Origin of the sequence: Desulfonema magnum, from assembly GCF_017377395.1 — a bacterium.
Taxonomy (GTDB): Bacteria; Desulfobacterota; Desulfobacteria; order Desulfobacterales; family 4be13; genus Desulfonema_C; species Desulfonema_C magnum.
The window spans coordinates 7,082,573-7,094,754 of sequence record NZ_CP061800.1 but is presented as its reverse complement, the minus strand read 5'-3'; the positions used below and the strand labels follow the sequence as shown (position 1 = coordinate 7,094,754).

The 12,182-nt window shown below is 44.3% G+C and carries 10 protein-coding genes; all 10 read left to right on the top strand.

Annotation, left to right across the window (positions count from 1 at the left end; genetic code table 11):
- The first annotated feature begins 1 nt into the window (after window position 1).
- The 10 genes from dnm_RS27175 to dnm_RS27130 all read left to right on the top strand — a co-directional run bounded on the left by dnm_RS27175 (window position 2) and on the right by dnm_RS27130 (window position 12,034).
- The gene (locus tag dnm_RS27175; RefSeq protein ID WP_207680021.1) at window positions 2-226 is read left to right on the top strand and encodes a tetratricopeptide repeat protein; all 225 of its coding nucleotides are present in this window, start codon (window positions 2-4) and stop codon (window positions 224-226) included.
- Between the two features lie 196 nt (window positions 227-422).
- Window positions 423-4,931, top strand: coding sequence for an acyl-CoA dehydratase activase (locus dnm_RS27170; RefSeq protein WP_207680020.1), 4,509 nt, complete (start codon window positions 423-425; stop codon window positions 4,929-4,931).
- 41 nt (window positions 4,932-4,972) lie between these two features.
- Entirely contained in the window at window positions 4,973-6,391 is a 1,419-nt protein-coding gene (locus dnm_RS27165; protein ID WP_207680019.1) for a transferase, read from the top strand.
- Between the two features lie 46 nt (window positions 6,392-6,437).
- Window positions 6,438-7,388 carry an MBL fold metallo-hydrolase gene (locus dnm_RS27160; RefSeq protein ID WP_207680018.1) on the top strand — a complete coding sequence of 317 codons (951 nt, stop codon included), beginning with the start codon at window positions 6,438-6,440 and terminating at the stop codon, window positions 7,386-7,388.
- Window positions 7,389-8,110: 722 nt separating this feature from the next.
- The gene (locus dnm_RS27155) at window positions 8,111-8,518 is read left to right on the top strand and encodes a helix-turn-helix domain-containing protein (RefSeq protein ID WP_207680017.1); all 408 of its coding nucleotides are present in this window, start codon (window positions 8,111-8,113) and stop codon (window positions 8,516-8,518) included.
- 1,086 nt (window positions 8,519-9,604) lie between these two features.
- Complete coding sequence (locus dnm_RS27150; RefSeq protein ID WP_207680016.1) at window positions 9,605-10,120, top strand: pilus assembly FimT family protein; 516 nt, start codon at window positions 9,605-9,607, stop codon at window positions 10,118-10,120.
- A 58-nt stretch (window positions 10,121-10,178) separates the two neighbouring features.
- The gene (locus tag dnm_RS27145; protein ID WP_207680015.1) at window positions 10,179-10,904 is read left to right on the top strand and encodes a prepilin-type N-terminal cleavage/methylation domain-containing protein; all 726 of its coding nucleotides are present in this window, start codon (window positions 10,179-10,181) and stop codon (window positions 10,902-10,904) included.
- 11 nt (window positions 10,905-10,915) lie between these two features.
- The gene (pilV, locus tag dnm_RS27140; protein WP_207680014.1) at window positions 10,916-11,335 is read left to right on the top strand and encodes a type IV pilus modification protein PilV; all 420 of its coding nucleotides are present in this window, start codon (window positions 10,916-10,918) and stop codon (window positions 11,333-11,335) included.
- On the top strand, window positions 11,335-11,508 hold the full coding sequence (locus dnm_RS27135) for a hypothetical protein (RefSeq protein WP_207680013.1): 174 nt from the start codon (window positions 11,335-11,337) through the stop codon (window positions 11,506-11,508). The genes pilV and dnm_RS27135 overlap by 1 nt, the downstream gene beginning before the upstream one ends.
- The gene (locus dnm_RS27130; RefSeq protein WP_207680012.1) at window positions 11,480-12,034 is read left to right on the top strand and encodes a pilus assembly PilX family protein; all 555 of its coding nucleotides are present in this window, start codon (window positions 11,480-11,482) and stop codon (window positions 12,032-12,034) included. The genes dnm_RS27135 and dnm_RS27130 overlap by 29 nt, the downstream gene beginning before the upstream one ends.
- Window positions 12,035-12,182: the final 148 nt, after the last annotated feature.

Sequence of the window (12,182 nt, the reverse complement as noted above, 5' to 3'; positions counted from 1 at the left end):
TATGAAATATACCATTCTGATTTTAATAATTATTGCTGCTGTGACCTTTTCAGGTTGTTCAGGCAATAACGCCAAAGAATTATATGATACTGCAAAATTGGAAGAATTGCAGAACAACCCGGAACATGCCAGGCAGTTGTATCAGGAGCTTATTAAGAAACATCCTAAAAGTGAATATGCCAAAATCGCTAAAAACAGGCTGTCCGCATTACAAAAGAGCAATTAAAAGGATATCAGTAAAAGTGTCCTTTATTTTACCCGAAAAGCAGTTCACAGTTTCCGAAGGAGTGCTGAAATGGAATTTCAGCGCGGGAACCGAGGACTGTATGCTGAAATTTTATTTCAGCACTCCTTCAGGCTGTTAAGCGGAAAATAAGGGATGCCAAAAAAACCTTTTCTTTTTATCAGATTAGGAAATACCTATGAAACCAGAAATTGAACAAGAAAAATTGCCCCCGATTCAGATCGGGGATGATCCTGAACACTTTAAAATACTGGGGCTGTGCCTCGGAGCATCCACGATATCTGTTGTTCAGGTAGGATTGGAGCGGAACAAAGACGGCAGGAACGGGGAGAAAGATTCGCTAAAGCCAAAAGTGCTTGAATACTCGCTTCACCCCCATGAGGGAAATCTCAGACAAACGCTGATTTCCGCGATTGAACGTCTTGATCTGAGTTCATTTCACAAAATCGCCGCGACCGGCCGAAGATTCCGCAATTTCGTTAATTTGTCATCCATACCGGAACCTGAAGCAGTGGAATATGCGTATCGTTTCGTCAAACCGCCGGATATTTCATGTCCCGCTGTTGTCTCCGCAGGCGGAGAAACGTTCATGATATATGTTCTGAACCGTCTGGGACAGATATCCAACGTTCTGACAGGCAATAAATGCGCTTCCGGAACCGGTGAGTTCTTCCTTCAGCAATTGCGGAGGATGAATGTGTCATTGGAAGAGGCAGCCCAATGGGCCGCCACAGAATCGCCGCATCATGTGTCCGGCCGATGTTCCGTGTTCTGCAAATCAGATTGCACCCATGCGACCAACCAGGGGGTTCCAAAATCCAAGGTGACAGCCGGGCTTTGCAAAATGATGGCGAATAAGATCATGGAACTGTTGAAAAAGGTGGAGAGAAAAAATATCATGCTTACTGGCGGCACATCTCTCAACCGAATGATGACGGAGTATTTGCGTCAGGAGATTCCCGGGCTGATCATTCCCCGGGAAGCGCCTTATTTCGAGGCGCTGGGAACCGCACTCTGGGCAATGGAACACGAAACCCTTCCGTTTCCCGGAATATCCAAGCTGCTCAAGACTGAAATCACATCATTTGACACACTTCCTTCTCTCCGGAATTCCGAAGCCATGGTAGAATTCAAAAGCATTGAGACCGGAGAAATCCGCTCAGGTGATGTGTGCATCCTGGGGCTTGACGTGGGATCAACAACAACCAAGGCCGTTCTGGTGCGGAAAGCGGACAATGCCTTGCTTGCCTCTGTGTATCTCCGCACCAACGGAGACCCCGTGGGCGCTTCCCGGGAATGCTATCGCTCCCTCCTGGAAACTGCAAATTTGAAACTGGAAACTGGAAACTGGAAACTGGATATCGAAGGGCTGGGAGTCTGCGGGTCCGGGCGCCAGATTGCCGGTCTTCATGCGCTCACACAGGGGGTTATTAATGAAATCATCGCACATGCCACGGCCGCCATTCATTTTGACCCCCGGGTGGACACTATTTTTGAAATCGGAGGGCAGGATGCCAAATATACTTATATTACCAACAGAGTGCCTTCTGATTATGCCATGAACGAAGCCTGTTCCGCGGGAACAGGATCGTTTCTTGAGGAGTCTGCTTATGAGACACTGGGGATAAAAATGGAAGATATCGCAGATGTCGCGCTCAGGGGAGAGCATCCTCCCAATTTCAATGACCAGTGCGCCGCGTTTATTTCTTCGGATATAAAAAATGCGATCCATGAAGGTGTTGAGCATGAAGATATTGTGGCCGGTCTGGTATATTCCATCTGCATGAATTACTCAAACCGCGTCAAAGGAAACAGACCGGTTGGCGAAAAAGTGTTCATGCAGGGAGGAGTCTGCTACAACAAAGCGGTTCCCCTTGCCATGGCCTCACTGGTGGGCAAGCCCATCATTGTGCCTCCGGAACCCGGACTGATGGGAGCTTACGGCGTCGCACTCGAAGTCAAAAAGCGAATTGAAGCGGGCCTGATGGAAAAGCAGTCTTTTGATCTCGAAGTGCTGGCCAATCGGGAGGTGAAATATGGAAAGTCATTTATATGCGGAGGCGGCAAGGAAAAGTGTGACCGGGGCTGCGAAATTGCGATGATTGAGATTGAGGGCAAAAAATATCCCTTTGGCGGAGCCTGCAACAGATACTACAATTTGCGATACAATATCAGCTATGACACAAAAAAACTGGACATGGTCAGGCTTCGACAGCAGATTGTATTTGAAACTGAAAACTCGAAATTCGAAACTGGAAACTCGAAACTGGAAACTCGGAACTCGAAACTGGAAACTCGAAACTCTGAACTCGAAACCCAAGTTTCAAGTTTCAAGTCTCAAGTTTCAATTAACAGGAGCTTTCTGGTCAATACTTACTATCCGCTTTATTCGGCATTTTTCACCGAACTGGGTTTTGAAGTTGTGATTCCTGACGCTCCTTCCCAGGAGGGAATTGACCGGAGAGACTCTGCATTCTGTTATCCCGCGGAACTGTCTCATGGTTTTTTCTACTCGCTTCTTCGTGAGGAAAATCCTCCTGAATTCATATTTCTGCCTCATTTCAAGGCGGTTCCCGTGACAAACGGTTATTCAAGTACGCAGGTCTGTCCTTTTGTCCAGGGAGAGACGTTCTATCTCAGAACAACTTTTCGTGAGGAACTGAACAAACTTGAAGAAAAAGGAACTAAGGTTCTGACGCCGCTGCTTGATATGACCGGAGGGCTGGAAACCGCGAAAAAACCGCTGACGGAGACCGCCGTTCAGATGGGGATATCCAAAAAAAAAGCTGAGGAGGCTTTTAATATCGCCATTCTTGAGCAACAAGCATGTATCGCTGAAATGCAGCAGGCTGGAAAACAGTTGCTTGAAGCCCTCGAAACCGAACCGGATAAGACTGCGGTGGTGATATTCGGCCGACCATACAACAGCCTGGTGGATGAGGCGAATATGGGAATCCCCCACAAACTCGCCTCAAGAGGTATTCTGGTGATTCCTCTTGATTTCCTTACGTTGGATAATGAAAAGGCAAAACGTCACATGTACTGGGGAATAGGGCAACTGATACTCAAAGCTGCCAGGATTGTCAAAAGGCATCCTCAGTTGTTCGGCATTTACATCACCAATTTTTCCTGCGGACCGGATTCGTTTCTTCTCGGCTATTTCAGGGATATCATGGGACGAAAACCGTCCCTGACGCTTGAACTTGACAGCCACACAGCAGATGCCGGACTGGAAACACGGATTGAGGCGTTTCTTGATATTGTTACGGCCTACAGGCAGTTGTCCTCAAAACAGGAACCCGGAACCCGGAACCTGGAAACTCGGAAATTTTTTCCTGCCCGGACCGTACTGGACAATGGTATTCCAAAGGTGATCACCTCTGACAAAGAAATACTGCCTTTTACGGATCCGCGTGTGACATTTCTGCTCCCGTCCATGGGAAAAATCGCCACAGAAGCCCTGAGCGCGGTATTTCGCTCCGAAGGTTTCAGGGCAAAAGCCAGTTCTCCGGCCGATGAGGCCGTACTCAAGCTGGGACGTGCAAACACTTCCTGTAAAGAATGTCTCCCCCTGATACTCACCACCGGCAACATGCTCAAATATATTAACAACGGAAAACGGAATAATGAGATTCTGGTTTATTTTATGGCCACGGCTTCCGGGCCCTGCCGGTTCGGTCAGTATTATATTTTTATGGAAGATCTCATCAAAAGGCTTGAAATACCGGATGTGGCAATGTTTTCTCTGACATCGGAAAATGCTTACGCGGGCATGGGCAACGGTTTTCATCAGAAAGCATGGTGGGCCTTCGTGGTCTCCGATGTTATGGAAGATATCCGCTCCATGCTGCTTGCCAACGCGACTGACCCCGGGACCGCCATCAAAATATTTGATGAAGAATGGAAAGCAATTCTGTTTGAACTCGAATATGGAAGCTTCTCGGGTCTGGAAGATCAGCTTGGCCGGACTGTGGAACGGTTCAGCCGGATTGCCATGAAACGTCCGCCTGAAGAAGTGCCTACAATTTCTCTTGTGGGAGAAATTTTTGTCCGGCGGGATTCTCTGTCCCGCCAGTATCTGACAGAAACCCTTGCGAAAAAAGGGTTTGCCACCTTATGCTCACCCATCAGTGAATGGGTGCATTATTCTGATTATCTGGTGGACAAGGGCCTTGTTGATTACACGATGTCGAAAATGGAAAAGATCAGACATGTTCTTAAAAAACAAATTATGGCGAAATCCGAAAGGCGTCTCAAATCTGTCTTCTCCCGTTCAAATCTTGTTCATACATCGCCGCTTGATGTCAGTGCCGTGATTGATAATGCATCGCCTTATATTTCCCCCAACCTCTCCGGGGAAGCTGTCCTGACAGTGGGGAGTTCCCTCACCGAAGTGGCATCTCAGACTTGCGGGGTTATTGCCATCGGTCCCTTCGGATGTATGCCCAACCGTCTGTCAGAGGCCATTCTCAACGAGATCATGAATCGCGAGGGAAAACTCGCCACAGACCCGGAAAATGAGAAGCTCAGGGCCACGCTTACGAACATCGAAGACCTGCCATTTCTGGCAATCGAGAGTGACGGTTCACCTTTTCCTCAGCTTATTAATGCAAAGCTGGAAACCTTCTGTCTGAGAGCAGAACGATTACATAAACAGATGCTTGAAAATTTGAAGCTTGAGATTTGAGATTTGAGATTTGAGATTTGAAATTTGAAAACGGAGGAATTATGAAACAACTTGAAATGCTTATTGATCGGGTAATCAGCCGTGTCAATATCAATCTGAGAGAATTTAATTTTGATGTGAAACCTTATATCCGTGACACAGTGCCGACGGATCAATTGATCAAGTTCTATGCGTTTTACGGCATTACCTCCCATCACCCGATTTATTTCCATTTCCGCCATTCCAACATGGCGGGAACCTATTTTCTGGGGAAATGTATGGTTGATAACTCTGTGCTTTATAAAAGCGATGTCAGGGGAGACGAACTTAAAGAACAAGGGGATGTGCTTCATTATGAGGGCATGGAGATTCCACTGAACAAAGATCAGGAAATCAGAGTTCGGGACAGCTTTCTTATTAAGACACTGGTTCACTGTTATCCCCATGATCCGGAAAATCTGGATTTGTTTCTGATCAAACGCTCGGTGTCAACCCCTTATGCAAACATTCACGGCTCACCGCTGGACGGATGCTTCCTCGGTCCTTTCAGCACCGTTGATCTTACGACGCTTCACGACTGTGTCATAGGGACTTATGCGTATGTTCAGGCGGGTGAACTGTCTCATAAACAGATTGAACCCGGTCAGATATGGGTCCGAAACGGCAATGTATTTGATTTCAGTTTTCGTTTTTCAAAGGAAGTGCTTGATAAATATATCTCCTTTGAAGCCGGCAAAGGCGTTCAGGGGATACTGATGGATTTTGTGGAGGAGCGGGAAACCGATTTTGAAAGGCTTTTTGATACTGTTCATCTTGAAGCTGTCCCCGTGCCTGTGGGGGCCTCACTGAGCCGCTATGCTGTGCTGAAACCTAAAAGCAAAATTGGCGAAAATGTCCTTGTCGCACAACGAGCATATCTGAAAAACGCGTGGATGGGAAAAGGAGCCAATGCTCAGGAAAACTGTTATATCATTCATTCCCGTCTTGAGGGCTATAATGTCATGGCCCATGGCGCAAAAGTCATTCATGCGAAGCTCGGGAAAAAGACCTTTGCAGGGTTCAATGCATTTCTCCGTGGAAAGCTAGAGGCACCTTTGAGCATTGGCAAGGAAAGTATTATCATGCCTCATACCATCATTGATCTTGATGAACCCCTTGATATTCCGCCGGCACATCTTGTGTGGGGCTATATCAGAAACCAGGATGATCTTGAAAAACACTCTGTTTCTTTTGAAAAGCTCTCTGAGATCGAAGGTGAATTTGTCCTCGGGAATATGCGCTTCCGGGGCAATGGCAGGCAGTTTGTAGAGTCGTTTCAGAATCGTATTGAACATATCCTGACGGATAACGGCGCTTATTTTGACGGCGAGGAAAAAAGAGGCCATGCCCAGAAAGGGCAGAATATTTCCTTTAATATTATACAGCCCTATCCCAGGGGAGAATTAGAGGGACTTTATCCTGCCATGGATATTAACCCGTGATGGGACGTGAGAGGCGGAAAGCGGGAAGTGAGAAAGGATATTGCTTATGAAAGTAGTTATCTGGGGCAGCCGGGGGTCTTTGCCGGCTTCGATGAGATCAGAAACCGTGAGATACAAAATTTACAGGGCAATTGAAGCGGCAAGGGGACATGATCTGAAATCCAAACAAGATATTGAACAATTTATTGATACTCAACTCCCGTTCTCTGTGAGAGGAGGATATGGCACAAATACCTCCTGCGTTGAAATAAGAGATGGAGAAGAATATATCATATTTGATTCAGGCTCGGGAATTCGGGATTTTGGGAATTATGTGATGCAGACGGGAAACATCCCGGCCACATTTCATATAATCATGTCTCATGTTCATTGGGATCATATATGCGGCTTTCCATTTTTTATCCCAGCTTATATTCAAGGAAATCGTGTGAACTTTTACGGATTTCACGACAATATGGAGCAGGTTTTTACGAATCAGCAGGAGCCGCCCTGTTTTCCTGTGCCGCTTCGATTTATGCAGGCAGAAAAGCGATTTACTCAGTTGGAACTTGCTAAGGAGTATGATATCGCAGGATTCCGAGTCAGAGGGATAGAGCAAAATCATCCTCAGACATCTTATGGCTACAGCTTTGAGAAGGATGGTAAAAAGATTGTTTATTCCACTGACTCGGAACATAAAGAAAATTCAAATGATGAGGACTATCCTTTTGTAGATTTTTTCAGAGACGCGGACTTGCTGATATTCGATACCCAGTATTCCCTCATGGATGCCATCCATGTGAAGGAAGACTGGGGTCACTCAAGTAACATGATTGCTGTGGAACTGGCAGTCAGAGCAGGGGTGAAACATCTTTGCATGTATCACAGCGAACATACTTACAGCGACGCGACCATTGATAAAATGCTGCGAGAAACCAAAAGATACGCGTCAATTTATGATGATTCCTACAGGCTCAGAATCAGCCATGCATTTGACGGGATGGAGATTGAGGTGTGAGAATTGAGAATTAAAAATTGAGAATTGAAGAAATAAGTACCTAACCATAAGTTTCCGATATTCGCACAGGAAAGAAACCCGGTTTTTTCCCCGGAATGATCCGCCGCTTCTGAAGGAAAAACCCGGGTTTCTCCGCTGTTCTCAGAAAAAAGATGTATGGGAACTCGAAATAAATAATATACCCGATACAAAAAATGCAGGGTGGGTGGAGCGAAGCGGAACCCACCGCACATTTCACTTTTCCGGGTATTTTATTTTTGGGGAAATCCCTATAAAAAAACCTGATTTCTTCCTAGACAAATATTGAAAATTTGGTGGTGTTCCAAATTTGGACTTGTCGCAATATTTACAGAATTGATTCAGATAGTTATAAGATTTAACTCCATTTTTAGAACACTATCTGAAAACTTTTTCTCAGGGACTTACTTCACAATTTGCTCGCTTGGGATTGGCAAATCAGAACCTCTTCTTCCGGATTTTCCAAGCTAAGTAGGTTGCAAAAAGTCTTTTGAGAGCATATTAATTATTTTATATCAAATAGTTATGCCGAAGCTGTCTGGTGATACTCCGGTTATCTTTAACCGCGGTGCAAATCCTTTGAAAGAAATAAGCGGAATACGGGAGGCAGATCGGACGACCGTTCCTCCTCTCCGGCAGTTGCAAAAATTTTTTGACAAAAGGAAATATATATCATATCTTGTGGTTAAAAAAACAGGAGATGAATGATGACAGCTTTTTTTAAACTCGGCACACAGGACAAATTGGTTTTGGAATCTGTTCTCACCGCGGCGAACGAGGTCGGAGAATTCCGTCGCGCCCGGGCTCTGCTCCGGCCTGATGAGGGAATGTCCGTTCAGGATGTCGCCCATCTTTTGCGTGTTTCCCGCCGGACAATTTATAACTGGATAAGCCGATTTCGCTCGGATAAGAATATTTCACCGGTCCCGCAACTCGGAGATGCTCCGCGGGTCGTCCCTGTACGGCGCGGGGAATTATCGACCCGCTTATTCACAAGGTTTTCGATAAAGATCCGCGTGACTTTGGCTACCGTTCCTCCGTGCGGATGTCGGATATGCTTGTCCGATATCTTTCAGAGACATACGGCCTCGGAGTTTCTCAACGCAGCATAAGCTAGGCAATGGAACGACTTGGCATCATAATGGAAGAGTTCGCGTTATGATCTGATTCGTCGTTCGCCGACCTGGCATTACGGAGAATCCTCCTCTTCGAGGATGCCGCGGACACCGGGGGAGAGCAGGTCAGAGTGTCGATATCGGGCAGTTTTTCCGGCGGGGGGAGTCTTCTGTCCGGGAAAAAAACCGGGTTTCTCTGCCATGCCGCACACAGTCCGGAAACTTTTCGATCTACTGATACTAACTCCCTGTCGTGAAGGCAGCTTTCGTATTTTCCTATGCAAAGAACAAAAAAATTTGATTATCAAGTATAAAATTTTTTAATAGCGCTATTAAAAAAATAACATTTTTTTAACACTATTATCATAGCTAAATCTCTCCGAATAAATAAAGCATCTGTCCTGCCAACTTTTTTAAAAAAAAATATTACTAATTAATTAAAAGCCATAATTTAAAATGAAACTTAGTACTGTTTTTATTTTTCGTTAAGATTGGTGATCTGGCATAAAATTTGTATAATATAATATCTGCACGGATTAGTGATAAGCAAGGATTTTTCCAGATATCTGTTATTCGATGATCAAGTTTTTGGCTCTCTGGTAATTCGTGTTAAAACTTTTATTAAATTAAAACGGAATGATATCATTTTTTACAGCATTTAAAAATGCGCAAAAAATTTTCCGCATTAAAAATGCAAAAAGCATATTTGACGTAACATACTGAATTTACATATTATGCAAAATATCGGCATCTATGCCGGACGAATTCATAATATTTTGTTATTAAAGGATATACTATCTTTAACGCGGATTACCAAAGAGCCAAGTTTTTTTCTGTCATTCCTGCGAAAGCAGGAATCCACAGATCGCGGAAGCGCCACATCGGCCAAAAACGGATTCCTGCTTTCGCAGGAATGACAGGCTTTTTAGGAATGACAGGCTTTTTGTCCGAATCAGGTCAACTTGATCATCGAGTGATAAGCAAAAATTTTTCCAGATATCTGTTAATCCTTGTTTATCACTAATCCGTGTAGATATATAAAAATAGCCATACAGTATATTTAGTATCAGAGGACTTAAAACAATGCGCAAAAACTCCGGTTTCACACTTATTGAGTTATTTGTAACAATGGCGCTGATGGCCATTCTTGCTGCTTTTGCCGTACCCAATATTATGAAGTGGGTGCCCAATTACAGATTGAAAAGCGCTGTACAAGATACCTTTTCCAATTTCCAACGTGCCAAGCTCATGGCTGCCAAAAGAAATATCACCTGTACAATTATTTTTAACCAGCCCATAGATGATAAAACCTATGATTATGTTGTTTTTTTAGACCCGAATAATAATTTGGAATATGATAATGACGAGGATGTTATCGCCAAGGTAAACTTGAAAGAAAAGTATAAAGGAAGTGTTGACACGGAGAATATAACATTTCAAGATAATGTGGTTGCTTTTCGTCCCAACGGACTTCCCAGAAATAAGGGTAACGGTCTGGGTATGGGAACTGTTTCTCTGAAAAATACAAATGGCAGAATAACAGACATAATTTTATCATCAGCAGGAAGTGTCAGAATCAAGGTAGTCCTGCTCAAGTAGTGATGAATGAGATTCATCACTGCCTCTGTAGAAATACCAGAACTGAGAGAGTTAAATTATGATAACTAATTTTAATAAAAAAGGATTCACCCTCCTTGAACTTTTGGTGGTGCTGGCTGTGTCGGCAATAGTGATGACCGGTATTTATTCTGCTTATATAAACCAGCAAAAGGCTTATCTTGTGCAGAAAGATATTGTTGATATCCGGCAAAAGCTGAGAGGGGCCATGTTCATTATGCAAAGAGAAATCAAAATGGCAGGATTTGATCACAGCGGCGGCGGATCTGCCGGAGTCATCACTGCTTCTGAAAATGAATTTTCTTTTACTTTTGTGGCTGATCAGGATGAGAAAGATAATAATCAGGATGGTGAGATAGACGAAGCTGGTGAGACAGAGGGGATAAAATACGCTTTTTATACCTCTGAGGGAATAAAAAAGGTGGGAAGAGCCGTTATGTCGAGCGATGATCCCATTGCGTTTGCCAGCCAGCAGCCTCTGGCCGAATATGTTGACGCTGTCAGATTTATTTATCTCGATGGCGACAATGAGTTTCTGGCATATGATAGCGAAGGGTTGACAGATCAGATAAGAGCGGTCGTGGTCATACTTGTAGGCAGATCTGAAAAGGAAGATATTTATTATAAAGATACAAAAGATTACATAGATGAAAGCGGAAAACTGCCAGAGGATGATAATATTATCTTACCTGCACCGAATGATCATTTTCGGCGCTGGCAATTAACCTCAATTGTTCAATGCCGAAATCTTGGTTTGGGACAATAGGAATAATCAGAATGAGATTACATCAGAAATATAAAAAAAATATGAGATCAGGGAGTGTAAATCAAAGAGGGCAGGAAGGCTTTACCCTGATAGAGGTGATGATCAGCGTATTCATTTTGGTGGTCGGTCTTCTGGCGATGGCCATGATGCACGTGATGGCGATAGATGTGAATGGTCAGGCCAAGCGGATAACGGAAAGTACGAATTATGCCCAGAGTATGATGGAACGGCTGATGGCCACATCATATAGCAGTCTGGAACTTACAGATGGTTATGTGTTAGAAAGTGAACCCGCTTCTGGTTATAAACGGTTTACAAGAGTGACGTCAGGAACTACGGAGAACACGAAGAGAATACAAGTGAAGGTTGAGTGGCGAGAGTTTCTGAGAACTAAAAAAACTGAACTTGTCTGTATAAAGGATAGTATCTGATGATAACGGATTTAGGGGAGATCGCTATATTTGTAGCAAATCATGCTGCGAATATGCCGCCCCCACGGGGCTTGGCCGGGGACCTGCAAACCTGCTGCTACAAATATGCCGCCCTTACAGGGCTTGAATTCGGAGATAACCACAATGAAAAAATTAGATTTTTTAACAAATGAAGATGGTTTTGTTTTGGTGGTCGCTATGATTATGCTGGTGTTTCTTTCGTTGCTGGGAGTGGCCGCGACAAACACGTCATCATTGGAAATACAGATCGCTGCAAATGAGCGAACATATAAAAAAAATTTTTATAAGGCTGAAGCGGCGCTCAGGGAAGCCATGCAGAAAATCAACAGCAATGACTGGACCGTAAGCGGTGTGGATTTTGTCGTGTCTCCGAAAGACCTCGGGGTGGAAGAATTTTTAATAGATGGAACACTCATTGATATAAAAAAAGATCAGGTTATGAAAGCATGGCTGTTGAATGAGGCCAATCATGAAAAAGCAAGCATAAGTAATTTTGCAGGATATGCGGCCATCGGTCCGATTGGTTCTTCGGGTATGGGGATCGGGGCAGGTAATCTGATTCAGGGAGTACAAAGCATTACTTTTCTCGTATTCGGTTTTTACCATAAAGACAGTGAGCCGGACAGAGGAGAAGTGATTGTTGATGCGGGTCTCAGGATTATACGGTCCGCAGGATAAAAAAGAAGCTTTGCCATTGTCATATTTTTGCGTACAGGACAAAAAAGATGGGCAGCAAAGAAACCCGGCTTTTTCCGGTAAGGAAAACCGCCTCGTCCGGGGAAAAAAGCCGGGTTTCTTCCCCACATCGTAACTTTTTGTCTTATAT